The sequence below is a fragment of the Natrinema versiforme genome (assembly GCF_005576615.1).
GTDB classification, from domain to species: domain Archaea; phylum Halobacteriota; class Halobacteria; order Halobacteriales; family Natrialbaceae; genus Natrinema; species Natrinema versiforme_A.
In genome coordinates this window covers 242,709-268,678 of the sequence record NZ_CP040330.1, presented here as the reverse complement: position 1 = coordinate 268,678, position 25,970 = coordinate 242,709, and the positions used below count along the sequence as shown (strand labels likewise).

At 66.9% G+C, this 25,970-nt stretch carries 17 protein-coding genes; 10 read left to right on the top strand and 7 right to left on the bottom strand.

The window, feature by feature from the left end; translation table 11 throughout:
- Window positions 1–175: 175 nt before the first annotated feature.
- The 10 genes from FEJ81_RS01245 (at window position 176) to FEJ81_RS01200 (ending at window position 16,517) form a co-directional block, all read left to right on the top strand.
- Window positions 176–1,771: an FtsZ/tubulin family protein gene (locus tag FEJ81_RS01245; protein WP_138243560.1), complete on the top strand. Its 1,596-nt coding sequence runs from the start codon at window positions 176–178 to the stop codon at window positions 1,769–1,771.
- Window positions 1,772–2,715: 944 nt separating this feature from the next.
- On the top strand, window positions 2,716–3,993 hold the full coding sequence (locus FEJ81_RS23645; RefSeq protein ID WP_229504745.1) for a hypothetical protein: 1,278 nt from the start codon (window positions 2,716–2,718) through the stop codon (window positions 3,991–3,993).
- 377 nt (window positions 3,994–4,370) lie between these two features.
- Complete coding sequence (locus tag FEJ81_RS01235; protein WP_138243558.1) at window positions 4,371–5,756, top strand: FtsZ/tubulin family protein; 1,386 nt, start codon at window positions 4,371–4,373, stop codon at window positions 5,754–5,756.
- Window positions 5,753–6,016 (top strand): hypothetical protein, encoded by a 264-nt coding sequence (locus FEJ81_RS01230; protein WP_229504744.1) that lies wholly within the window; start codon window positions 5,753–5,755, stop codon window positions 6,014–6,016. The genes FEJ81_RS01235 and FEJ81_RS01230 overlap by 4 nt, the downstream gene beginning before the upstream one ends.
- A complete protein-coding gene (locus FEJ81_RS01225) occupies window positions 6,013–7,032 on the top strand; it encodes a hypothetical protein (protein ID WP_138243557.1) in 1,020 nt (339 codons plus the stop codon). Before FEJ81_RS01230 ends, FEJ81_RS01225 begins: the two co-directional genes overlap by 4 nt.
- Window positions 7,029–9,119, top strand: coding sequence for a hypothetical protein (locus tag FEJ81_RS01220; RefSeq protein ID WP_138243556.1), 2,091 nt, complete (start codon window positions 7,029–7,031; stop codon window positions 9,117–9,119). The genes FEJ81_RS01225 and FEJ81_RS01220 overlap by 4 nt, the downstream gene beginning before the upstream one ends.
- 3 nt (window positions 9,120–9,122) lie before the next feature.
- Window positions 9,123–10,349, top strand: coding sequence for an FtsZ/tubulin family protein (locus tag FEJ81_RS01215; RefSeq protein ID WP_138243555.1), 1,227 nt, complete (start codon window positions 9,123–9,125; stop codon window positions 10,347–10,349).
- A 2-nt stretch (window positions 10,350–10,351) separates the two neighbouring features.
- Entirely contained in the window at window positions 10,352–13,270 is a 2,919-nt protein-coding gene (locus tag FEJ81_RS01210) for a hypothetical protein (protein ID WP_138243554.1), read from the top strand.
- A gap of 3 nt (window positions 13,271–13,273) precedes the next feature.
- Window positions 13,274–14,269: a hypothetical protein gene (locus tag FEJ81_RS01205; protein ID WP_229504743.1), complete on the top strand. Its 996-nt coding sequence runs from the start codon at window positions 13,274–13,276 to the stop codon at window positions 14,267–14,269.
- On the top strand, window positions 14,262–16,517 hold the full coding sequence (locus tag FEJ81_RS01200; RefSeq protein WP_138243553.1) for a COG1361 family protein: 2,256 nt from the start codon (window positions 14,262–14,264) through the stop codon (window positions 16,515–16,517). The genes FEJ81_RS01205 and FEJ81_RS01200 overlap by 8 nt, the downstream gene beginning before the upstream one ends.
- Before the next feature lie 59 nt (window positions 16,518–16,576).
- Here FEJ81_RS01200 and FEJ81_RS01195 read toward each other — a convergent pair whose 3' ends face one another.
- From FEJ81_RS01195 to FEJ81_RS01165, 7 genes are all read right to left on the bottom strand, one after another.
- Window positions 16,577–19,525, bottom strand: a complete 2,949-nt coding sequence (locus FEJ81_RS01195; protein ID WP_138243552.1) for a hypothetical protein — start codon at window positions 19,523–19,525, stop codon at window positions 16,577–16,579.
- Window positions 19,518–21,281, bottom strand: coding sequence for an ATP-binding protein (locus tag FEJ81_RS01190; protein ID WP_138243551.1), 1,764 nt, complete (start codon window positions 21,279–21,281; stop codon window positions 19,518–19,520). Before FEJ81_RS01190 ends, FEJ81_RS01195 begins: the two co-directional genes overlap by 8 nt.
- Window positions 21,274–22,002: a hypothetical protein gene (locus tag FEJ81_RS01185; RefSeq protein WP_138243550.1), complete on the bottom strand. Its 729-nt coding sequence runs from the start codon at window positions 22,000–22,002 to the stop codon at window positions 21,274–21,276. Before FEJ81_RS01185 ends, FEJ81_RS01190 begins: the two co-directional genes overlap by 8 nt.
- A gap of 1 nt (window position 22,003) precedes the next feature.
- A complete protein-coding gene (locus FEJ81_RS01180) occupies window positions 22,004–23,062 on the bottom strand; it encodes a hypothetical protein (protein ID WP_138243549.1) in 1,059 nt (352 codons plus the stop codon).
- A gap of 72 nt (window positions 23,063–23,134) precedes the next feature.
- Complete coding sequence (locus tag FEJ81_RS01175; RefSeq protein ID WP_138243548.1) at window positions 23,135–24,253, bottom strand: hypothetical protein; 1,119 nt, start codon at window positions 24,251–24,253, stop codon at window positions 23,135–23,137.
- Window positions 24,254–24,441: 188 nt separating this feature from the next.
- The gene (locus tag FEJ81_RS01170) at window positions 24,442–25,092 is read right to left on the bottom strand and encodes an HAD family hydrolase (RefSeq protein WP_138243547.1); all 651 of its coding nucleotides are present in this window, start codon (window positions 25,090–25,092) and stop codon (window positions 24,442–24,444) included.
- A gap of 51 nt (window positions 25,093–25,143) precedes the next feature.
- Complete coding sequence (locus FEJ81_RS01165; protein WP_138243546.1) at window positions 25,144–25,737, bottom strand: DJ-1/PfpI family protein; 594 nt, start codon at window positions 25,735–25,737, stop codon at window positions 25,144–25,146.
- Window positions 25,738–25,970: the final 233 nt, after the last annotated feature.

Sequence of the window (25,970 nt, the reverse complement as noted above, 5' to 3'; positions counted from 1 at the left end):
CCGACGGCGGTGAGCGAGCGAATGGTTTCGTTATCGGACAAATATCAATAATTTTACTACATAACAGCCCAGTAAATCGCGAACACTGTGTACGGAGGAGTACGATGCGCGAACACCGACGGATCACACGTAATCCTTTAGATAGTTCCGACGTACGGGTAGGGTAGTATCGAGAATGACGAATCTCTGTAAAATCTGTATGGCGCGGGAGGGTGAGTGGGAGCGGGCGACCCTCGTCGAACACATCCGAGCCGCACACGGCGACGAACCGGCCTCCGTCGAACAGGTGTATCCGGAGTTGCGCGAGGAGGTCTTCGCCGCGGAGTCCGAGTCGGAGTCAACCGACCCCGGGCCCGGACCCGAACCGGGGACGCCGCCCGAGACGCCGAGCGAGGAGTTGCTCGATAGCTCGTACGGCAAGAAGTGGTTCCTCATCGGCGTCGGCGGCGCGGGGAACAACCTCCTCGACGCGGTCCTGTTGCGCCGCGAGACGCTGTCGGAGAACAACGAGCGCCGCGCGCGGATCTGGGAGGGCGGCCTCGCCGGCTACGGGGCGCTGAACACGAACGTCAGCGAACTCGAGCAGACCTACTACGCACAGGAGGAAAACGACTACAGCCGCAACGATCTGCTGCCGAACTGTATCATCGGCTCGGGTCGACACGATTACGCGGGGGCCGGCTACCGATGGGACATCGGCAGACAGCTCATGGAGGCCGATTTTGAGGGGGACGCCGACCCGTTCCGGGAGCGGTGGGACATGCGGACCGATCACATCAAAGATTCCCAAGCGGTGATGTTCGTCCACAGCGTGACGAAAGGCACCGGCTGCGGCGCGACGCCGGTGCTCGCCGAGAAGCTCAGAACGGAGGTCCTCGCGGACGAGACGATCGTCCCGAAGCCGCTGTTCAGCAGCGTCGTTATCCCGTCGGAGGGGACCGAGTACTCGGAGTACGGCGGCCGCGCGAAGGTAAACGGGGTCGTCGGACTCGCGCGCACCTCGCGAGCGGTCGACGCGATCATCCCCTTCGACAACAACCGCCTCGAGAACGTCCAGGCGGACATCCGCCCGCGGATCGACCGCCTCGAGGAGTACAACCCGCCGCAGTACACGGAGATCAACCGGCCGCTCGTGGCGTTTCTCGAGGCGTTTACCATGTCGTCGGTGCCGCAGTTCCTCGATCGGGACGCGACGATGTCGATCATGGGCGACGTGTTCGATCCGGCCGACAGCTTCCGGCCGGTCGAAGACAAGTACCAGCTGAACCCCGACGTGTCGTTCACGCCGGCCGTGATCCTCGCGCCGGTGCTCGGGCGGTCGCGGGCGAACGCCATCGATCGATCGAAACTCGAGATCCTCGTCCGGAACGCGCTGTTCCAGAACAAGCTGGCCGAGTTCGATCCGACGACCGCGTGGGGTGGGACGTTCCTGGCGTACGGCCCTCCGGAGAAGATGGACGACGTCTCGGAGTTCGTCGCCGACGGCACGCTGACCGAGATCATCTCCGGCGAGGAGTTCCTCGACGCGGGCGACGTCTCGGGGATCGAAACCGTCGACGTCCACGTCAAACAGCTCGTCACGCCCGACCTCGACGACGTCTACCTCTGGGGGACGCTGTGGAACCCGGAGATGCCGTCGCTTTCGGACATGTACGATCAGGCCCAGCGGCTGAAACAGGAGGGCAATAGCGAACAGGCCGAGAACGTCCGCGAGGAGTGGGACGCGGTCGAGGCATTGTTTTCCTCGCTCGGACGGGAGAACATGGCTTGAGGCAGCGACAGAGATCAATACCCCCAGCCAGAGATTCGACCGCAGCCGCCACACGGGACCGATATGGACCGTTCGGACTCGGTTCATAGCACTCTCCGTCCGCCACGTTTTCAGAAACGACTTTCTTCGATAGAAATCAATCTTGAACTGATATATCAGGGCAGAAGCTTAATCAGGACTTGAGTACATTCGTTCGCTATATAATGGCAGGGGAGGTTAACGGACTCCGATGGAAGATAGGGTGGTCACCGTGGCTCGTGACCATTGGTGTGACAATCGCGTTTACTGTCATCGGAGTAATGGGAGACAGCGTGGTACTGTTCGCCGGTCTCGGTTTGATTGGGGGAGTCGGCATTTGGTACTGGGGCGTCAGGGAAGTCAACAATAATTACCAGCCGTTTATCGAGGGCTTCGTCAGCGAATCGGAACGGAAGGCAAAGCAAGGTATCGCAGTCGATAGCGGCGAGATCTATAATCTGTTGTCCGGTTCAGGCAGTTCACCGATGTTGGTAAAACCGTCTGATACGTATTATAACACCTCTATCGTCCTGACTGATACGTCGATCAGTCTGCATGGAAAAGCGCAATACGATATGGAGTCCCGATCGGGGACAGACGGCGGTTCCGACAAAGAGATCTACTATGATCAACTGACCGGTGTTCAGTCGAAGCAAACCAAGGGCCACACCGAACTCGAGATTCAGACATCGGGCGGGAACTCGACCACGATACACTCGAATACGAGCGACACTGTCGACGAACTCGTCTCCGAGATCCGGCAACGCATTCGGCGACTCAAAAACCCCAGTTCGAATCGAGAACGAAACGCCGGACCGCAGACGAATCGAAGTCACTCTCGATCACCAGCGGCCCAGGAAGACCCATCACGAGAACAGGGGACGGAACCGTCACCGGTCACCGAACAGCCGCGCGACGACGAGCCGGTGGCCCCTCGAGACGACCGCGACGAGCCGACAGAGACGGCGGACCATCCGGTGACGACGGTCGCCGATGCCGTCACCTCGCGGACGCGACCGACCGATCCGATCGCCGACGATCTGTGTCGGGTTCTCTCGGACCCCGACCCGGACGAGGAGCAACTCGAGGACGCTCTCGAGGATGCGGTCGACCGACTCGAGCACGCAGGGGCTATCGCCGACGCCGTCGAAAGCATCGACGACCCGACGGTCGACGCACAGCTCCAGTCGGCGAAACGAACGCTGTCCGTGCGTGAGGGGCCGATCGCCGCCGGTCTCGAGCCGGTGTTCGATCGCGTCCTCGAAGGCAGCGAAACGGCGTCGGTCGAAGCCGAACTCTCGGCGACCGAGGCCGAACTTTCGGAAACCGAAGCCGACCTGGAACGGTCCAGAAGAGAGTACGAGCGGATACGGACCGCGGCCGAGACCGTCTGTCGCGAAGCCGACCGAAGCGACGCGCTCGCGTTCCGGGCGGACGATATCGCCGACCGAACCGCGGAACTTGCGGACGCCCTCGAGAGCGGGGCCATCGCGCTCGAGGACCCGAACGCGACGGGACCGACCGAGATGTCGGTCGAATCGATTGCCGCCGATCTCGAGCGCTCGATCAGACCGCAGTCGCCACAGTCCCGGGAGTTGCTCGAGACGCTGGGCGAGCCGGCGTCGGACGACACCGCGCCGGTCCTGCGGTCGACGGTCGACTCGCTCGACGGGTACGCGGACCTGCAAGCGTCGATCGCGGACATCGGCGAGCGCGACGTTCGACGGCGGCTCGACGCTCTCGATGACGAACTTCAGCGGGCGGACGGCGACGTCTACCGGCATCTCGCCGACCGGGTCCGGGAACTCGAGGCGATGCTCGAGCGGGACGGGGTGACCGACGTGCAGCTGTACGCGATCTATCAGGAGTGTACGTTCTACGATCGGACGCTGCTGCCGCGGCTGTCGCGGTCGCTCGGGGGAGACACCGGGGCAGATACCGGGCGGTTGATCGAGGATCTCGAGAAGCGGATCGACGAGATCGAGCGCGAGTACATCGACGTACGGGCCGATCACAACCACACCATTCCGCGTCACTTCCTCTCGCTGGCCGACGACCTCCGAGCCGAGGCCCAGCGCGTCGACGGCGAGAGTCCGATGCGGGCGGTCGGCCTCTGTGCGGCGGCCGACGAGGTGCTCGGACACGTCGAGGCGCTCTACGAGCGAAACGAGTACAGCGTCATGCTCCGCCGGCTCCGGGGGTAGGTCGAATCGCGGATCGCGCTGGTTGGCGTCCGAAGCGGATCGGTGAATGCAGATCGAGTTTTCGGCCGACTCCGGACGAGACGGCGATCGTCCGTCGCCGGCGGGGTCGCGACCGCCAGTCACTGAGCCGAATCGAATTCGGGCCCAATTATCTTATAACCGACATACATTGTCGATATATTCCATCAAAATAGTGTGAAATATCTCGCGATCCTGTTGCCAGTCAAAAATCGTTACTATCGGCCATCTCACTCGGAAACCCGGTCCTACACGTGGCCATTAGCTTTATTGTATGATGCTCGAGTGGTCTGACTGACAAGACATGTACGATCCGTTAACTACATTTGGAGCTGAACGAGACGGTTTTCGATAGCTAGATGACGTACCTGTTCGTTGGGGCCGGACAAGCGGGGGGTGCGATCGTCGATTCGATATTCGATTACACCGACGATTCGCTGCTGGGGTTGTTCGATTCGGCCGACATTTCGACGCTCGGTCGGCCGCTGGTGTTCAATTCGACGATGCGGGACCTCCAGAACCTCTCGAACGTGCCGCCCGAAGATCAGTACGGAGTCGCAGAGCAACACGGGCTCGTCCAGGGGACCGAGCCCGGGTTCGAGGAGATGGTGACCGGCGGGTTCGGTCGGAATCCGGTCGATGCCGACGAGGTGATGGCCGAGCACGCGCCGCAGGTCCAGACGATCCTGGGCGAGAAGTTCGATCCCTCGTTCGCGAACGACGCCGGCGCGGCGTTCGACGACGCGCCCGAAGACGAGGACGGCGACCCGGTCGACGGTGACTCGCTCGAGGATGACGCATCGGCCGAGACCGATCCCGAACCGGCGATCGAGCCGACGGGCTCGGGCGTCCAGTTTGCGTTCCTGTTCCTCGGACTCGGGGGCGGAACCGGCTGCGGGATCGGCCCGCACCTCGCCCGCGAGATCAAGGCGTTTACCGACGGGCGGACCAAGGTGGTCGCGGTGGCGGTGCTGCCGAACACGCAGAATGCGGACACGGTCGGCGGTTCCGCCGACGATGGAGACGACGAAGACGACGTTAGCGCCGGCCGGCAGGCGTGGAACGCCCGGTACGGTCTGGATCGCCTCGAGGAGGAAGTCGACGGGATCGTGCTGGTCGACAACCAGCGCATCTCGTATCTCGACTCGGCGGGCGGCGAGTTCGGCGAGTACAACGAGTATGTCGCCGCATCGATCTACGATCTCGTCGCCGGACCGGTGTTGAGCGGGATCGACCCGAGCGCGGTCGACGGCATCGACACGCCGGACATCGACGTTCGGGACATCGTCACGTCGCTGTCGTTCGGCGTCGCCGGCGAGGAGTCGGAGCCGGGCTACGCCGCGATCGGTCGCTCGGTGACGATGACGCGGTCGCTGTCGGGCTATCTGCTGCCGTTCGTCGGAAAGCGCAATATCGACAGCGCGGCGCTCTCGCGGCTGTCGGCGGCGAAGCAGACGCTCGCGAAGGCCGACGTCGAGGACGCACAGAAGGCGATTTCGCTGATCAGGGCGCCGAAGTCGAACCTCGGGTCCGGCGGCCACAGCGTCGAGATCGGGACCGTCAAGCGATACCTCGAGGGGACCAGTAACCTGAGCGAGGTCAACCTCGGCGTCGCGATGAGCGACCGGAACCTCGCGTCGGTGACGACGCTGCTGACCTACCGCCGCGAGGACCTCGACCGGATCGCGGATATCGAGGCGGCCGCCGAGGCCTACGAAGCGGAAACGGAGGAGTTGCTCGCATGACGCGACGGCGGTACACGCTGTGCGTGCTCGTCCTCGTCGTCGTCCTCGGCGGACTCACGGCGACGGTCGCAGCCGACGACTCCGTCGTGGGAACGGCCGCCGAGGAGACGACTGGAGCAGACACCGCGACGGCGCTCGCGGAGCAAACGCTACCGCTTGCGGCCGGCGGTGCGCTACTCGGGCTCGGGCTCGGGGCCGCGGTCGCGAGCGGGATCACGTACTGGTACAAGAATCGGGAAATCGGAGGGCGACTGCAATGACGATTCGAATGCGACGATTCCTGCTTTTCGCGGTCGTTGTGTGCGCGATACTCGCCGTCGGAACGGGAACAGCCGGTGCGACAGTGACTGACGTCGACTGCCCCGGTACCGATTCGACTGTCGTCGGCAACGTCGACGGCGAGTGGGTCGACGGCGACGAGCGGCTGTACGAGGGCTCGACGTTCGACGTCGCCTACTGTACCGACGGCTCGAAATACAAGGGCGACTGGCTGACCGACGACGGTGCCGACGGCTTCGAAATCCGAAACGAACCGAGTTCGACGAACGAGGGCGTCTACACCGTCGCGATCACCGGCGATGCCGGAATGAGGGTCGAATTCGACGAGTACGTCACCCTCAACGACGTCGAATCCGGGCTGGTCGTGACCGTTCCGGGCGAACCGACCGGCGAGGCGGCCCTCGCCGACCTCGAGGACGAGCGCGTCGAGGAGTACCTCGAGGCGCGGCGCTCGCTCGCGAACGCGACGGCGGCGCTGAACGAGACGACCGCGGCACTCGAGGAGGGCGACGCGGATTTCGCGGCCGCCGAGGAGGATCTAGATGAACTCGATGAGACGTACGAGACCATGAACGAGCGGGCGGACGCGCTGAGCAACTACCTGCTCGCGGAGGCCGAAGCCGGGAACGAAAGCGGCGCGATCGGCGCGCTCGCGGCGGTACAGGCGGACGCGAGCGAACAACGCAACGAGACGAACACGGCGCTCGAGCGATACCAAACTGCCGTCGAAACGGAGCGCGCCGAGGCTCAATCGACGGTCCGGATGGCGACGCTGGGATCGCTCGCGGCCGGGCTCGTCATCGGCGTGGCCGCGGGGGCGGCGGTCCCGCTGATCGCGGCGCGGCGCGTCGAGGAGACGATGAAGCTGAGCCGGAACGTGTCCTACGACCGGAAGACGGCGCTGGTGCCGATTCTGGTGGGGCTCGTCCTGGCCGTCGCCGGCGGTGCGTTGCTCGTCACCCTCGGCGGGGCCGAGCTACTGGAGGTGATCCGATGAAATCGAACGCGAAGAGCGCGCTCGGAATCGGCGGGCTGGTCGTGCTGGCGGCCGCGATCGGTGCCGGCGTCTTCGTCTTGAACGGTTCCAAAATCGCGGTCTGGTTCGTCATCGGCGGCATCCCGCTGATCGTCGTCGGCGGGATCGCGCTGTACGTCCGCGGCGTCGTCTCCCGCAGCGGCACGAGCGAACAGCAGTACGTCGAAAAGCGGGCGCGGGCCGTCGCACAGGACTTCCAGGAAACGGTCCGGGAGCGAAACGACCTCCACACCGCGTACCCCGGGTGGGAGTTCACCGCGGACGCACAGTTCGAGTCGATCGCCGGCGATCTCCGGGCGGAGGGCGTCGCGTTCGACCTCGAGTCGGGCGCGTTCGACCTCACGAAATCCGTCAAGAACGCCGACGTGCAGTCCTTCGAGGGAATCGCGGCCGAGATCGATCGCGTCGAGGAGGAGGTCGAGACGGAGTTCCGATCGTTCGCGACCGCCGAACTGTCGCGGATCGACGGGGCCCTCGACCGGCTCGAGGAGGTCGACCTCGTGGGCCGCGACGCGGCGATCGACAAGCCAGAACCGGACGCGGCCGTCCCGGCCTGTCGGGATTCGGTCGACGCCGCCAGAGCGACCGCGACGGAGACGATCGAGACGGCGATCGAAACCGTCCGCGAGATGGGGCGGGGCGACCAGCGACCGGCCGACAGCGACGCGATCGAGCGGGACCTCGAGGCGGCCGAAGACGCCCTCGACCGCACCGAGTTCGGCGGGGCCGTCGAGTCGGTGCTCGAGGCGCGAGACCGGCTTCGAGATCAGTTCTCCGGCTCGTTCAACGCGGAACGGGACGCCGTGCTGACGCTCGTCGACGCCGTCGAGGACGCCGGCGTGGCCGCACACGTCGACGCCGAGTACATCGACGCGATCGATGAAGTCGAGTCGGCCGTCACCGGCATGGACTCGGCGCTCGACCTGTCGGAGGTCAGCCGGCGTCGTGCCGACCTCCGCCGGACCTGCGTCGACGTGGTCGCGGCGCTCGAGCGCACCCTCGCCGGCGAAGTCGAGCCGCTCCGAGACGCGGACCTGCCGCCCGGCTACTACGCGGAGCCGGCGATCGCCGGCGAGACGTTCGTCGACGAACTCGAGGGGATCGACGACTTCGAGCGGTTCACCGAGCGGTGGCGGGAGGTCGCCGAGTCGCTCGCCGACGCCGTCGGTACTGCAAGCACCAAGGCCGCCGTCGTGGGGGCCTACGACGACGTCGCCGAGACCATCGAGGCCGAACTCGAGGCGTCGGGCGAGGTCACCGACGACGACCTGCCGGTGCGAAACGCCGACGAGTTCCTCGGGCTCTACTACCGGCGCAACGAGGCGGTCGAGCTCGATCCCGACGTTCCGGTGCTCCGGCCAGGTGACGTCGAAACCCACGATCTCGCCGTCGACATCGCCTACGAGCGAGGCGGTTCGAAGCGGACGGCGACGCTGTCGCTGTCGGGATCGGGGTACGACGAGACCGCGACCGTCGAGACGCGAGTCGCCGGAACGACGACGTTCGCGGACGTGCCGGCCGGCAGCTACGCGCTCGAGGCCGAGCCCGGCGACGACGCGTTCGCGCCGATCGAGCGGGAGGTCCGGGTCGACGGCGAGACCGCGATCGATCTCGAGTTCACCGAACAGAGCCTCCGCGAACGGGTCTGTACGGACACCGACGCGGACATGAGCGAGCACCTGTCGGAGCTCCGCCCGCGCCTCGAGGAACTGTTCGAGGACGAGGGACACGTGTCGACGGCGATGGAGCTGCCGGTGCGGTCCGCACACGCACCCTGCCTGCTCGCCGTGTGGGCCGAGACGGACGGCTACGACGCGACGGAGACGGGCGACGGCGAGATCGTCGTCTTCGAGCGCGATCGACTCGAGCGCGAACTGACCAACGTGGTCAGATACAACCTCGAGCCGGGCGAGCGGCTCTCCTTCGACGACCTCGAGCGGAACTTCCTGACGGCACCGGTCCCGCGGTCGGTCATTCGAGACGTTATCGCGGACCTGAGCGAGGAGCACAGCGTGACGACCAGCGGCGACGCGATCGAGTTGAAGTAATTCATGGGACAGACAGACACGTTTACGAGATGGAGCGTCATCGCCTCGGGAGAGGGTGGCGGCCGCATCGCATCGCAGTTTTTCGACCGCACCGAGAACCCGGGCATCGACGACCGGATTCTGGTGATGAACACGAACAGAGCGGACCTGCGGAACACGATCGACCGACTCCGGTCGAAACTGGGGGCCAGCGAAGAGGAGGACGTGATCGAATCCCACGCCCTCGAGTTCGGCTCCCAGCAGGGGGCGGGGAACTTCTTCCCGAACGGGGAGGCCTGCGCGCGGGAGGACCTCGATCGGATCGTCAACCGGATCACGGAGTTCGGGACGACGGACGCGTTCATGCACGTCGCGACGCTCGGCGGGGGGACCGGCAACGGCTCGATCCCCTACGTCGTCGACCAGTTCAAAGACGGGTTGCGCGACCTGAACGACGACAACGCCTCCGAGGAGTGGATGGACAGCGTGATCCACGCCGCCGTGGGCGTCTGGCCCTACTACTACGAGCAGCCCCAGCGACACTTCAACGCGATCTGCGGGCTCTCGCGGCTGCTCCGGACCGACGACGACGAGCAGAACGCCGACATGGTGTTGCTCGCGTCGAACTCCCACCTCGACGACGACGAGACCGGCGCCGGCGATCAGTACGACTCGATCAACGACGCGATCATCACCGCGGTCGACCTGATGATCGGGGCCGGCCGGGAGACCCACAGCGTCATCGATATCAAGGACTACGTGACGATCCCGTCCCAGATGGACGCCTACCACTTCACGCCCGCCGTCGCGACGGACCTCAACGGCTCCGTCTACGAACTCGAGTACATGCTCGATCAGGCGGCCGAGGGGGCGTTCGTGCCGATGGACGTGGAGACGACGACGGCCGCCTACGCCATCGTTCGCGCGCCCGAGCAGATGATCGACGACGGGGAGATCACCGAGCCGGACGTCTACGAGGCGTTCCGCGAGTGGACCGGCAAGAACGACATCAACGTCGCCGGACAGGCGAGTCTCACGCCGAAACGCGGGCGCGGCAGCGACGTTGACGTGCTCCTGTTGCTCGGCGGCTTCGATCTGAACCCGCTGCTCGATCACTCGTGGGACGACTTCGAGATGCTCGGCGACAGCCTCGCCGGCCAGTCCCGCGGCGGGGGCTCGGACCTGACGACCGCCCAACTCGACCGGATCGTCGACAACCTCGAGTCGTACGTCGAACGGAACGCGGAGTGAGCATGACGGCACTGACACGCGATCCAGACGACCGTTCGACCGCGACTCGCGCGCTCGTCGCCGTCGTCCTCGCGCTCGCGCTCGCCGGTGCGACCGTCGCACCGGCGACGGCGGCAGCGACGGCCCAAGACGGCAACGGGGAGATCGGTATCGAGCGGACCGGCGACTTCGTCGAGGTCTCCCTCTCGGAATTCGGCGACGACCGGCCCGAGGAGGTGACCCTCGAGGTCACCGCGGCCAACGAGAGCGCCTCGACGACCGAAAATAGCAGCGACGGCTCGGCTGAGGTGGCGATCGCCAAACTGGCCGACAGCATCGGCCACGAGTCGCTGCGCGAGGCGACCGTGACGGTCACAGCCGGCGATCAGACGGCGAACGAGACCCTCGACCTGCGCACGATCGCGTTCGCGGGCGACGGGGTCCCGGTTCGGATCGACGGCGGCGACGAGCCACAGGTCGTGCTCCCGCTCGAGCAGCGCAACACGGTCGGGATCACGGAAAGCGACACGGTCACGGTCTCCGCCGGCGGCGACGAGACCGAGGCCGAGATTCGGGCGAACGGCACCCAGCTCGCGATCGACCACTCGTGGCTCGTCGGCGCGGTCGCGCCCGGCGACGAGGTCGCCCTCGAGGCGTCCGTCGGCGACTGGGACCCGACGGAGCGACCCCTCGAGCCGGAACTGCGCGATATCGACGACGACCTCGTGCTCTGGCACCCGCTGGTCGAGACCGGCAGTCAGTACGACGTTGCGGCCGAGGACGGCGACGGGAACCGGTACGTGAACAACAGCGTCGACCCCGTTCGACCCGGCGAGATCGATCTGCCGTCGCTCTCGAGTGCGGACGACGTTCGCGTCACCCTGTCGGCGACGGACGGGAGCGACGCGCTCCTCGAGGACGAATCGCTCTCGCTCGCGGAGCCGGCCTCGCTCTCCGCGACGGTCGCGGACGACGGCTCGGCAGTCGCCTTCGAGCAGAGCGTCGACGGGCTCGCGGTCTCGTCCGTCGTCGTCAACGCGAGCGATGGATCCCTCGAGCGATTCGCGCTCGAGAACGGGACGATCGAGAACGGCGCACTCGACCTCGAGGGGACGACGGTGACGGCAGACGACGAACTCCTGCTGGCGACCGAGGCGGGGCTCACGAGAGTGTCGCTCAGCGCCCCCGACGCCGGATCGGAAGAAGACCCCAATCCCGGGCTACTGAGTAAGATTACCGCGAGCGCCGGGCAAGCGGGCAAACTCGGCGGGCCGCTGGTGCTGCCGGGGCTGGCGGGACTCGTCGTCGGCTACTGTGCCTACTGGTTCCGCGAGGATTGGAACAAAGAGCGTCTCAGTCTGAGCGCCCTCATCGCCGTCGGACCGGCGCTGACGGTCGCGATCGTGAGCGTCGTCCGCCTCGCCGATGACCCGCTATCTCCCGCGCTGGGCATCCACGGTCCGGCTGTCGGCGGCGTCGTGTTGGGAGCGGCGCTGGCACCGGGGACCTACTACCTCCTCGGCGTCCCGGCCGGTGCCGATCGGGACACCGGGTTTACGATCGACGTATCGGTTACCGACGGAGAGTATCCGCTGGTCAAGCGAGCGGAGATTCATTACAAACGAGTAGACGACGACAAGAAGGACTCGCGAAATAAGACGATCTCAGACGGAGAGGGGCGGATCACAGTGCCGGATCAAGGGCCGTGGGAGGTCGTCGCGGAAATCGATTCACACTATTCCGACCTCGTCGAGGTGAGTAAGCACGACCCGAAGGCCACGCTTACTCTATCGCTTCCGTCGACGGGGCTCGTCGTCACCGACCGAGCTGACGGCGAGCCGATCCCCAGTGCGACGGTTACGCGCGGCGACGACGGGGCCACGCTATCGACGAACTCGAATGGAGTCGCCAATATCGAACCGGGAGATGGCGGCTCGAGCGTCGACGTGGAGATTTCCCACGAGAAGTACGAGGATCGAACTGAGTCGGTCAACTTCCCGCAGGACGGGAACAGACAGTTCGCGCTTACCCCACACACCGGACGCGTGCGGCTGGTCTCCCGCATCGACGGTGTGCAGACGCCGTCGATGCCGCTTCAACTCAGCCCGCGGGAGAAGGTGCTCGACGATCGGTACGGGACCGTCAGCATGACGACCGACAGCGACGGGGTCGCCACCCGCGACGGGCTCCTGATCGGGCAGTACCGGGCCGCGATCGGCGCGCCGGAGGGACGCGATCACCTGTTCGACGGCGGGAAAACCGTCCTGACAGTGCGCGAAGACCGGTCGACGAAGGTCGAGGTCGACGCCCGCTTTACGTGGTCGCTGTCCGCGAGCCACCGGGATCGGATCGATCACCTACGACGCGAGGTCCGGGCCCTGTCCGACCACAGCGGGCGGGACACGACCATCCCGCGGTACTACGGCTCGGTCGTGACCGCGATCCTCGAGACGGTCGAGTCCCTCCCCGACGCGGGCCACCACTTCGCCCACAGCGAGGCGGAGCCCGACGCCGTCGCGGACGCGCTGCTGGCCGCCGCCGAGGCGGCGATCGACGCGATCAACGACGCGATGACGACTAAGCGGAACGTCGACCTCTTCGCCGCCTGTGCGGACATGCCCGATCCCGGCGTCGGCTGGGACGGCGACTGCGATATCGAGACGGTCCTCGAGTGGCTCGAGTCCGACGCGATGAGCCGACGAAACACGCTCAAGGACCGGTACGAGAAGGTCACGACCCAGGTTGAGACCGAGCGCGAATCGGTCTCGGAAGCCGCGCCCGCCGAGGAGATGCTGCGACGCGCCTGGGAACTGGGCAGCGACGCCGGTCGCGGTGACGAGGCGATCGTCACCATCTACACCGCCCTGCTGTTGCTCGACGCGGTCGAGGCCGTGTTCGAGCGCGATCCCCTCCGCGATAGGCTCTCACGGACGGTGTTCTAAGCCATGCCCACACGATCAACCCGACGGTCGATGCTACTCGCGGCGATACTCGTCGTCGCGACGGTCGCGACGGTGCCCCTCTTCGGGGGGACTGCCGCCGCACAGGAGGAGAGCGCGAACGACTACTTCGAGACGTTCCGCGCGATGGAGGGGACCGAGGCCTACCAGGAGTACGACGAACTCGAGACGGTCCGAACCTTTGCCGTGTCTCAGACGCAGGTAACCGGCGACCTCTCGGCCGACGAGCGCGCGGAGTTCGACGCCGTCGCCGGCACGCTGCGGGCGTTCGACCGCGCCTACGTCCGCGCCGAAGACGGCGAGTACGAGGCGAGTCTCGCCGCCGCCGAGAACGTCAGCGCACACATCGATGACCTCGAGCGGTACGACCAGACGCAGGCGACCCTCGCCGGACTCGCGCTGACGCGGTTCTACGAGCGACTCGGCGACGGGCTCTACGAGGAGGCCGACGCCGTGAACCGAACGCCCGACCGGATCGAGCGCCTCGAGATGACCGCGACCGCCTACGAGCGGGCGGACATGCCCGACGAGGCGGCCCAGTTCCGGGTGCAGGCCGAACAGTTGACCGCGGAGTACGAGCGCGACCGCGAGACCATTGCGACCGCGCGCAACGCCACCGCGACCTTCGTCGAAGACTGCGCAGACTGTGCGGACGTACAGGCCGTCATCAGCGCCAACGGCCTCGAGACGTTCGCGGCCTACGAGAAGGCCCGAGCGACTGATAGTCGGATTCGGGACGCCCGCGACCGTGCGGCGACCCACGGACTCGCCGACCGCGAGGAGGAACTGAGTGCGATGGCCGACGACGTGGCCGAAACCCGAACGACGCTCGCGATCGCCTCGAGCGCGGTGCTGGTCGGCTACGGGGTCGCTGTCGGACTGTTGGGAACGATCATCGTCGGGCGGCTCTTCCTCTGGCGGCGGACCTACGAGGCGTCCAGAGTCGGCTCGGTCGTCGCGGTGGGTGATAGCGATGTCTAAGCGCAAACGAGTGCTGTTCGTCTCGTTCGTTCTCGCGATCGGCCTGACGATGGCGGCCGTCCCGGGGGCGACAGCACAGAGCAGTGTCACCGTCGACGCGGAGAGCGGCCCGGTCGATCTGGGGACCGAGACGGAGACGCACTCGGTCACAGTCGAGAACAGAGGGAACAACTCTGTCTCACTCGACATCTCGTCGCCGTCGGGCATCGACGTCGATCCGGAGCAGCGAAGCGTTCCCGGCGGGTCGACACGAACCATCGACCTCGAGATCAGCGGCGACGACGATGCGAGCGGCGGAACGGTCACCGTGAGCGCCGGCGGCGACTCGGACAGCTTTCAGGTCGACCGGCTCCCGATCGCCGGCCTCGAGGACGAACCGCTCGATACCGGTGACGTACTCGTCGGCGGGAGCACATCCGGTGAGGCCGATATCGAGGAGCTCACCGGCGAGGGCGGGCTGAGTTACGCCAGCGCGACCGTCGTCAGTACCGATCCGGACGCCGATCTGGGCGTCAGCGTGAGCGGCACCACGCTGAACTGGAACGTCTACGCCGACAGCGGCGTCGACCAGCACGAGGACCTCGAGTGGGAGGTGGAACTCGAGGCGAACGGCGACTCCAGAACGACCCGAACCGTCGAGGTCGAGAGCCGCGTGATCTACCCCGCCGAGTTCGGCGAGGTAACGCTCGACGACGAGATGACGTTCGACGAACCCCGCGGGTCGTCCTCGACGATCACGAAGACGGTCGATCTCGACGTCGAGAACAGCGGCGACCTCGAGTTGGATCTCGACGGTGTGACGGCGTACGCGTCGAACCGCGGGCTCGATGTCTCGATCGCGGACCGACCGGACACGATCGACGGACAGTCTACCGGGACGGTCGAACTGGCGGTGACGGCGGACACCGGCCTTTCTGAAGGGACCTACGACGTGACGGGCTCGGTCAGCGCGGCGGATTTCAGCGTCAGTGACGCGAGCTACGACGGGACCGTCGACATCGAGCACGGAACGGAACTCGACGTTCCCAGTCGGATCGACCTCGGCGACGTGCCGATCGGCGAACCCGAACGGCGGTCGACGACCGTCGGTGAATCGCTCGGCTACAACGACGTCGAGAACTTCGAGCTCTCGCTCGAGGACGGGCCGGACAGGTGGCTGACGGTCGAGGAGTCCCCGTCGCGGCTCGCCGCCGGCGACTCCGGGCCGGTCGTCTTCGGGATGGCCTTCGAACCCGACGCCGAGGTTGGGACCAGCTACGAGTGGACGTACGTCGTCGACGGCGCCGGCGTCGAGGAAGAGACCGTGACGGTCACGGCGTCGCCGGTCCCGCTCGATCTCGGGCCGATCCGGTCCGAGGTGTCGTCCTACGACGGGACCGTCGCCGACCGAACCGTCTCGATGATCGACACGATGGACGAGCGGTCGCGATCCGGTGACGTTTCGGGCGACGACATCACGCGGGTCCTCTCCTACGGGAGCGCCGCCTCGCTCTACCTCGAGTCGATGGAGACCGCCCGCGAGCGACAGGCCGCCGGCGAGTACAAGTCCGCCCAGCGGGAGATCGTCCAGGCCGCGGCCGCCTACAATACGATGACTCTCTACGCGAACGAACTCGAGGGCGACGCCTTCCGGGCGGACAGTTCGGCGGTGGTGGCCGCCGCCGAGAGCGACCTCGATGCGGTGATCGCCGAACAGGAGGCCTACTACGAGGACCGCCTCGAGTCCGAGAACGTCTCGCTGATCGAGGAGGCGACGGTCCAGCGCCAGCTCGCCCGCGTCGCGCTGTTGCAGGGCGACGACGAGCGAGCGGCGACGCTCGAGTCGGACGCCGAATCGGCCTTCGAGAGCTATACCGAGTCAGTGTCTGCGGGCGAGCGGGCCCGCCAGCGGGCCGACGAGACGTGGGCCGCGATGGAGACGGAGCAGTTCCTCACGATCGCCGGGCAGCCGCTGTTCCTGAACCCGGCCGAGTACGACGCGTACGACGAGCGCGTCGACGAAATGAACGCCGCCTACGAGAACGCGACCGCGACGTTCGAGGACGCCGGCGAGGCGAGCCGGGCGGAGGCGGTGACCGCGGAGTACGAGCAGCGGGCCAGCGCGCTGCAGGTGACCCGCTGGTCGCTGTTCGGCGCGGTCGCGGTGTACGCGGCGCTCGTCGTCGGGATCGTCTTCCGGACCGCACGCGGGATGTACTGGTATCTGCGGGACGCGCGCGAGTCGGTCAGCGGCGACTTCCTCGTCTGAAATCCCGTCTCCGGCCGGCCGGCCGGTGACGGCGATTCCGTCCCGGCGACCGAACCCGCCTACTCGAGGCGGAACGGCGTCGACAGCGACGACGGGACGCTCCGATTCGACGATTCGTTTTCGACGCGGTCGATCGACCAGCGCTCGCGGTGTGCGTCGGTCCAGTCGGCCTCGTCCGCGACCGAGGGGCCGGCCGCGCGAACGGCGTGTTCGCGCTCGGCGTCGTCGACCGCGTACCGCACCGTCGCGTCGAACGAGGGGTCGGACACGCCGGGTTCGATGTCGACGAAGTGCTCGATCCGATCGCCGGGCTCGAGGCGTTCGCGGCGCGCTTCCGAGTAGAACAGTTCGTTGATCGGCTCGCCGGTCGCCGACACCGCGACGTCCGACAGCGGCCGGTCGCCCTCGTTCTCGAAGACGAGCACGACGGTTCCGTACTCGCCGGCGACCTGCGTCTCCGGGCCGATCGCGATCCGGAACCGGTCGCCGTCATCGCCGGAGCCGGACGCGACGGACGAGACCGTCGCGACGATATCGATCCGGCGCTCGGTGCCGTCCCCGTCGGTGACTTTTAGTGTCCCCTCAATAGCGTCCGCGGCCCCGCCCACGCCCGCCGCGTCCCATCGCTCGGGACTGGCGGTCGCGGTCGTCGACTCGCCGGCGGCGAGGCGCGCCTCGAGCGGGACCGCGCGGCCGGCGATCTCGAGCCCGCGAACCCGACGGGGCCGATCGTCGCGGTTCTCGAGGTCGGCGACGACGGTCCCGTCGGTCGGATCGATGGTGGCCCGAACGGCGACGCCGTCCTCGCCGGCAGTAATGGTGCGCTCGGAAAGCCGCTCGCGAACGTCCCCGTCGACGCTGATCGACGCGGATGGCAGGGTGGTGCTCTCGCCCGAGAGAATCGCCACCGAGCGCTCGAGGGTCGTCCGCTCACCGCCCGCGAGCCGGCCGACGTCGACGGTCGAATCACCAATGTCGACGGCGACGGTCGCCGCCGATTCGCCCTCGTTCTCGAGTTCGATCCGGTCGCGAACCGCGTGACCGACCGGGGCCCGCTCGTCGTCGGGCCGCCGCGTCGCGACGATGCGAGGGCCGCCGGCGGTCTCGTCGGCGGTCGCGGATTCGGCGGGCTCGGGGCTTGGGCGTTCCTCGGCGTCTGCGACTGCGGGGCCGCCAACGGCCGTTTCGGGACGGTCTTCGATACTGTCCGCCGGCTCCGGCGCGTCCCCGTCCACCGGCTCAGTTCCGACCGCCGACCCGTCTGAAGCACCGCCGTCGCCGACCGAATCGTCGGCCGTCGCGGACGGCGTGGCGGTCGACTCGGATCGGGCGGACCGAGCAGATCGGGGCGATTGGGACCGGCTCGCGCCGCCGAGCCCCGACGAGCCCGAGAGCGTTCCCGGACCCGCGCCGGAGAGCCGGACCCGCTCGTCGACGTCGATCGACTCGAGGCCGATCCGGGCGGTGCCGTCCTCGAACCGGGGGACGACGAGCAGCAGGTCGTCGCCCTCGACGGTCACCTCGGTCCGGACGCGGCCCGCCCCCGGAAGCTCGATCACGAGCCGGTCGACGACGGGGATCGTACCATCGATCTCGACGGTCGCACGGATCGCGTCCTCGTCGGGTTCGACGTCGATCGTCGGCATCGGCGGCAGCGTACACGTCGGGGCGTACTCCCGGCGGCGCTCGCCGCGGGCGACCTCGAGGCCGACCGAGACCCGCCGGTCGGGTTCGTACGGCCGCGTGACGGTCCCCGTCCACGTCTCGCCGGGCTCGAGCGCGTCCGTTCCCGCGTCCGTCTCGCGGAGCCGAACGTCCTCGAGCGCCACGCCGCCGACGTTCTCGACGGTGACCGCGAGTTCGGCGACGCCGTGGTCGATCGCCGTCACCTCGAGATCGGTTTCGACGGCGATCCCGCCGCTCGCGGCGTCGTCGAGTTCGATCGCCGCCCGCTCGACGACCGAGCCGTCGACGGCGAGTTCGACTTCCGTCTCGCCTTCGGCCCTGACCGATTCGACCGGGAAGTCCACGAGCGTCGTCTCGCCCGCCTCGATCGCTGCGGTCCGTTCGTTCGGCGAGAGCGTCGCCCCGTCGACGGCGGCGGTCAGTGAGACGCGGCGCTCTCGGTCGGTGACGTTGGTCACCTCGACATCGATCGTCCCGCCGACGCCGACGCCGTCGGTCGGGACCGCGAGCCGGAGTCGGTCGCGGCTGTGCGCGTGGATCGACACCGTTCCGTCCCGGATCGCACAGACGAGCGACCCGTCGGCCGTCGCGTAGCCGTCGCCGCTCGAGAGGCCCGAAACCGAGGTCGTCTCGCCCGCGGGGTCGACCGCGCGGATGCCGTCCGCCGTGGTCACCAGCACCGACGAGTCGCCGACCGGCGCGACGTGGTCCGCCGCGAGTTCCGTCTGCCAGCACGACTCGCCGGTCTCGAGGTCGGCCGAGACGAGCCGATCGTTCTGCAGGGCGGCGACGATCGCGTTGTCACACCGCCCCAGACTCCGCACGACGGCCTCGAGGTTCCGGTCGAAGGCGACCTCGCCGTCGGGGTCGATCCGGGTCAGGAACGACCACGTCGCGATCACGAAGCCCGAGGGCGTGCCGAGCAGGCCGTCGTCGGCCGGCCCGCCCGGCCGGGTGCGCTCGATATCGAACCGCTCGCGGCCGGTCGCGATATCGACGGCGCGGAGCCGGTCCGGCCCGAGCACGCCAACGAGTCCCGTCTCGGGGACGGCGGCAATCGCGTGGGCGTCCGCGACCGGCTGCTGTCGAATCCGGTCGCCGTCCCGCGAGTAGGTCGTCAACGCGTCCGCCGAGAGGACGAGCACGCGATCGGCCAGCGCGAGGTCGACGACCCGTTCGCCGTGGTCGATCTCGAGGCTGTCTCCGCCCGTGGCCACGACGACGCGGTCGTCGGTCCCGAGCGCGATCGCCCCGTCGCCGACGCCGACGGCGTCGACGCGGCCGCTCTCGAAGGAGCCGACCTGCCGGTAGCCGTCACTCATCGCCCTCACCTCCGCTCGAGCCGGCGTCCCCGTCCGCCTCGTCGGGCTCCGAGATGTCGATCTCCGCCATGTCCGAACTCGAGTCGTCCGTCGCCGCCGGCTCCGAGGGCGGTTCGTCCGACGATGTCGCGGTTCCGTCCGTCGTAGCCACCTCCGCCGGCGTCGCGGCCCCGTCCGTCGCGGCCGGGTCGCCGCCGAGCAACTGGCCGAGCGACGACGGCTCTGAACCGAGGGACATCCCCAGCCGGTCGGCCTGCTCCTCGACGTAGCGTTTGAGTTCGGGGTAGCCCTCGAGGTCGTCGATCTGGGTCCGCACGCTCGCGACGTACTGGCGGATCGTCTTCGGCTCGGTCGCCTCGAGGCGCTCGAGGAAGTAGTCGGTGTCCGGTTCGATCGGCTCCCGATCGGGGAGGTGGACGCTCTCGACGAGTTCGCGCTGGAGTTCGCTCCCGAGGACGCGGTCGGCGATCTCGGCCGGGGTGTACCCCTTCGATCGCTCCCCGATACGATCGTAATCGACCGCCGTCGTGCCGGCCATCTCGGAGAGGTGTTTGCGCCAGACCTCCGCCATGACCGTCTCGTCGGGCTGGGGAATGAACTGCTGGATCGGGAACCGGCGGGTCGCCGCCGGATCGATGGTAAACGGCATGTTCGTCGCCCCGATCACGAGCAGGTTGTCCTCGATCTCGTTCATCTCCTGCAGGAAGGCGTTTGTCAGCGACCGCTCGTGGCGCTGTAAGGAGTCGTCACCGCGGTCCGGAATGAGGGTGTCGACCTCGTCGAAAAAGAGGACCGCGAAGCCGTCCTGTGCGATCCCGTGGGCCTTCTCGAAGATCGCCTCGACGCGTTTCTCCGACTCCCCGGAGTACTTCGAGAGCACGTCGCTGCCCTTGATCTCGAGGAACTTGACCTCGCCGTAGCTCTCCTCGATGCGGGAGTTGAACTTCGCCTCGTAGGCGATCGCCTCCGAGATGAGCGTCTTGCCACAGCCCGGCGGTCCATAGAGCAGCATGCTGTTGCCCCGCGAGGCGAACTCGTCGCCGTAGCGGTCGATGACCTCGTCGCGAACGTCGGGATCGAACAGCGCGAGCAGGTTCTCCGCGGTCCGCTTGACCTCCGGCAGCCCGGCGACGTCCGCCTCGAAGCTGACGGTCGGCTTCTTCGGCTCGAGCGAGACCTGAACCTCCTCGTCGTCAGCCCCCTCCTCGCCGGCCCCGCCGGGACCGGGGCCGCGACCCGCCGCCGTTCTGGTCGCGCGAAGCTCCCGGAGTTCCCCGGCGTCGATGAACTCGAGGTCGGTATTCGGCGTGACCCGGAGCGTGGCGTAATCGGTCGGCTCCATCGCCGCGACCTCGAAGGTCGCCAGTTCGTCGCCTTTCGGGACGACTTCCTCCATCCGATGGAGGAGGTAGTCGTTCTCCCGGAGGAACGGCTCGAGGTCGTCGGGGATGATCTCGCTGGTGTGGATCTTCGCCGACGAACACTCCACGACGTCGCGTTTCGAGACGTCGGAATCGACGAGGAAGTCCTTGCCCCGGTCGATGCCGCCGAAGACGGTTTCGACGTTCTGGTGCATCCGGACCTTGTTCCCGATCCCGTCGATGATCGAGTCGTCGACCGGTTCGACGTAGAAGAAGGCCCGCCTGTCGTTGTGGCGAATCTCGACGGTGTCGGTGTTGGGCCCGACCTTCTTCGCTCCAATCTTGATCCGGGACGTCGGCTGATCTCGCTTCAGTATTGGCGTCAGGTTATGCATTGTCGTCACTCCGTAGCTGCGTCGTCGCGTCCTCGATCGTCGATAACAGTTCGTCCTGCTGGTGGTCCGCCCGGTCGCGGACGTACCGCGCGTCGGCGTCGGCCCGGCGAACGACCAGCGAGAGCGTCTCGAGCATCTGGGTGATCGCCTCGCAGCCGGTTGCGAGCGGCCCGTCGGCGTCGCCGGCCCGCACCCGACGGACGATCCGCTCGAAGTCCTCGCGGACGCCCTCGAGTCGCTCGAGTAAGGTCTCGATGAGCGGTCGCCAGTTGCGTGCATACGGCGCGGCGGGAGACAGCGGCACGATCACCCGCGAGTCGACGGTCTCGAGGCGCTCGGCGGCCGCGACGCGGTCGGCGACCGCCGGCTCGAGACGCTCGATCGGCGTCGACCCGCGCTCGTACCCGGTCTCGAGGACCAGTCGGACGAGGTCGTCCCGGTCTTCCGGACCGTCCTCCGACTCCGTTGCCGTTCGATCGGAGCCGCCGTCTGGCAGGCAGTCACGGCCCGCTCGATCGCCGGCCTCGGCTTCGATCTCAGTCTCGAGTCGCGGCGGGAACGGTGCCCCGGCGCGAAGTAGTTCGGCGAGATCGACGAGGGCAGCCATTGCGATGTCGACCCACAGTGCGGGTTCCGAACCCGAGAAGGTCCGCACGGAGAGGAGCCGCTCCCCCTGTTCGTCGACCCGACGAACCCCCTGCAGCAACGAGTCTGCGCGCATCCTACGACATCCCGAGTTCGCTGGCCTCGGTTTCGGGGTCTGTCTCCTCGACCTCCTCGCCGGCCGTCTGCTGTGCGGTCTCGCCGAGCGAGCCGATATCGCTGAGGATGTCGTCGGCCATCGAGTCTAGCTCGTGGTCTGCCGTGTTCTCTAGCTCCTCCTCGAAGCCGCCGACGCCGGCGAGTTGGGTCGTCAGCTCCCCCATGTTGTCGACGATGTTCATCGCCTCGTCGGGGAACGTCTGCTTCTTGAGCGCTTGGGTCCGGACCTGTTCGCGCTTGTTCCCGAGCGTCGTCTTGGCCGACTCCAGCATCTCGATGTTGTCGGCCAGCCTATCGGCACCGCTCTCGACCTTCTCGGCCAAGTTCTCCTGATCGGCCTCCTTCATCTTCTTGTGGTAGATCAGCTTCCGCTTGAGCTGTTTGAAGCGTTCCCGCTCCTCTTCCGGGAGCGACGACGGGTCTTTCGGGACGCCCGCGCCGGTACCGAGGCTCTTCAGTTCCTGTGCGGTCTCTTCGAGGTGTTCGTCGATCTTCCCGGAACTCTGGTCGATGTCGGCCATCCGGTTCTCGAGTTTCTCCTTCGCGCCGTCGACCCGGTCGATCGTCTCGGAGATCTTCTCGACGCAGGCGTCGATCGCGGCCGCCCAGTTGAGGATCATCCGGCCGTTTATCTCCTCGGGGTTGTCGCTGGGGTTGCGGAGCATCACGACCTGTCCGCCCTGCAGGTCCAGGATGTCCTCGTGGGCGAGGAACTCGAGCAGCGCCTCGGCCTGCTGTTCGCTCGTGACGATGTCGCCCTCCTCGTCGCTGGCCGAAGCGAGCGTCTCGATCGCCCGTCTGCGGTCGATCCGCCCGTTCCCCTCCTTGAGTTCCATCGATCCCAGCAGATCGGTCTTGATGATCGCCCGGATGGCCCGCTCCCACTCGCCTTCGATGTCGTCGCCCTCGATCCAGCGGGCGTCGAGGCGAACCGGGTCGTCGGTCTGGTTGACTGGGTCGGCGATCACGAACTCCCGTCCGTCGCTTTCGATGCGTTCGAATTCGTACTTTTGAGGCATTGTGTCTCTGTTGCGGTCGCGTCGGTCGTTCAGGATGACTGTGTGTCGCGTTCGATTATACGTTCCGGCCCGTTAGGCGGCCATACCGCCGAACTCCTCCTCGTTGACGAGGCACCGGTAGCGGTCCCGAACCGCGTCGCGGACGTACTCGTTGACTTCCGTCGCGTTGCTCACCTGCAGTTCTTCGAAGTGTTCCTCGGCCAGTTCGACCCACTCCGGCAGCGTGCCGGGCAACTGGTCCTGCTCGGCTTTCAGGTCGGTTCGGATCCGTCTGGCGTGGTCCTCGACCACGTCCTCGAAGGGGCCGACAGCCTCGACCATCTCCCGGCCCCGATCGAGCCCGAGCCGGTCGACCACCGAGTCGCGGGTGCTCTCGAGGATCTCGCTGCGGACGCTTCGAGCCGTCGAGAGGACATCGAACCGGCTGGCGATCTCGTTTTCGACGACCTGCTCGAACTCGCCGGTTCGGAGCACGTAACTCGAGTCCGCGAACTCGGCCTCCACGTCGTCTTCGATCCGTTCGGCCAGATACCGGGCGTACTCGTCGATCGCCTCCTCGACCAGATACTCCCCGTCGAGGTCGACGATATATCCCTCGCGGTCGAGATACCGGATCACGTCGGACGTCGCATCGACGTCGATGACGCTCTCGAGGTCGCCGTGGGCGATCTTCCCGTTCGAGGCCTCCCGCTCGAGCCGCGAGTCCAGGCCGACGTCGTCGGCGTGTTCCTTGAGCTGGGGACCGATCGTGTAGTAGTCGCGTTTGCCGGCGGTGATCCGCCGGACGTAGTTCCGGTCGGCGAGTTCGTCGGCGAAGAACTCCATGTCGTCGATCGCGAGCGAGAACCGCGAGCGCAGGGTCTCCCCGGTGACGACCAGCCGCTGGCCGAACAGGTTGGTCAGTTCCCGGGTGATGTTCATGTTTCCCTTGACGCCGAACGGATCCACGTAGAAGACGCCGTCCCGGAGTTGCTCGAGGTCGATGAACTCGTCGGCCGTCATTTCGGTCAGCGCCTTGCGCATGTCGCTCGAGGAGAGCGACCGCGCGTTGACGAGACCGATATCGGCGCTTTCGTAGGCGGACTTGATCTCGTTCTTCTGATCGGAGACGTAGATAAATCCGTAGTTGTCCTGGGCGATGTCGCGACAGACGTCTTCCAGAACGTCGGTATCGACCGGTAAGAGCGTCATTGTAGAGTGAGTTATATGCTCGCATACTAAACCTTGCGACCGTTGTATTCGTTTCCCGACAGTGGTGGATATTTCAACAGCTCGAGCGGAAATATCGAAAAAAAACGGTCGCGGGAGAGCCGGCGCCAATGGGGATCGAGAAAACGAGCACAGCGATCACCCGCGGTCGCAAGCGATCGCGGGCAGCGTTACGCTGCCGTCTCGAGGACGCGTTCTCGAAGTTCGGCCGGCGAGTCCACGATCTCGTCCGCCGGCGAGCGGTCGATGTCGCCGTGGGCGTCGATCCGGTAGGCGACGACGATCGTCCCCGCTCGAGCGGCCGCCTCGATTCCATTCGCCGAGTCCTCGACGACGACACAGTCCGCGGCGGGAACGCCGATTTCGTCGGCCGCGTACTCGAAGACATCGGGGGCCGGTTTGCTCGCCGCGTCGATGTCGTCGGCGCTGATGACGCGGTCGAACGCGCCCTCGAGGTCGAAGCGTTCCGTGACCATTCCGATCCAGTCGTGGGGCGAGGAGGAGACGAGCGCGGTCGGGACGCCGCGGTCGTCCAGTTCGGCGAGGAGGTCGCGGAGACCGCCCAGTAGCTCGACGCGGTCGGTGTAGATCTCCTCGGCGGCTTCGGTAAAGCGCCGGATGAACTCTTCGCGGGAGATAGCGGTGCCGTACTCCGCGTCGAGGTAGTCGTAGATCTCGCGGAAGTTCATCCCGCTCGTCTCGGCGACATCGACGTCCTCGTCGGGGACGGCCGCGGGGAAGATGTCCTCGCGCTGGAAGTCGACCCAGTAGTCTTCGCTGTTGACGAGCACGCCGTCCATATCGAACAACACAGCAGGCATGTACGGCGAGGTATTCGATCGCCGCGTATAGCCGTTTGGCCCGAACGACACTCAGCCGAAGACCGCACCGCGCCGTTCGTGCTCCATCTCGGTCTCGACCGCCTCGGCGATTTCCGCGCCGAACTCCCGCTCGAGCAGCCACAGCGCGAGATCGATCCCCGCGGTGACCCCGCCGGCGGTGAGCACGTCGCCGTCGTCGACGACCCGGTCGTCGATCACGCTTCCGGCGTACGCCTCGAGATCATCGATCGCGACCTGATGGGAGGTCGCGGGCCGCCCCTCGAGCAGGCCGGCGTCGGCAAGTATCATCGCGCCGGTACAGACCGACGCGACCGTCGCGCCGTCCGCGTGCCGCGCGGTGACGGCCTCCGGCAAGCGCCCGTCCTCGACGGCGGCTCGGACGCCGCCCTCGGTGGTCCACCCGCCGCCGGGAACGACGAGCAGGTCGGGCTCGCCGAGGACCCCGTCGGGCTCGACGCGGAGCCCGTGACTCGCCGTCACGAGCGCGGTCTCCTCGAGGGTCACCAGCCGCGTCTCGATCGACGCGCCGGCGTCGGCCCCGTTCTCGAGGACCTCGTAGGGGCCGATGGCGTCGAGTTCGTCGAAGCCGTCGAACAGCACGATTTCGGCGGTCATATCGTCCATACGTGATCGTCGCGAGCAACGGTGAAATCCGTTGTGTCGGCGCGGCGTCTCACCCGACGCCGGTCGCCGTCGGCCGGTCCCTCGCCGTCGGGCCCGCGGCCGCTCGAGTCACTCATTGCCTCTCACTCCGCTCACGCACCGACCACCGTCTCAACCCCGATCTGGCGGCGTTAAACCGGGGCCAAACCGGCGAAAACGATCGGGAAACGGATTCAAACGCTCGAAATCCGTGT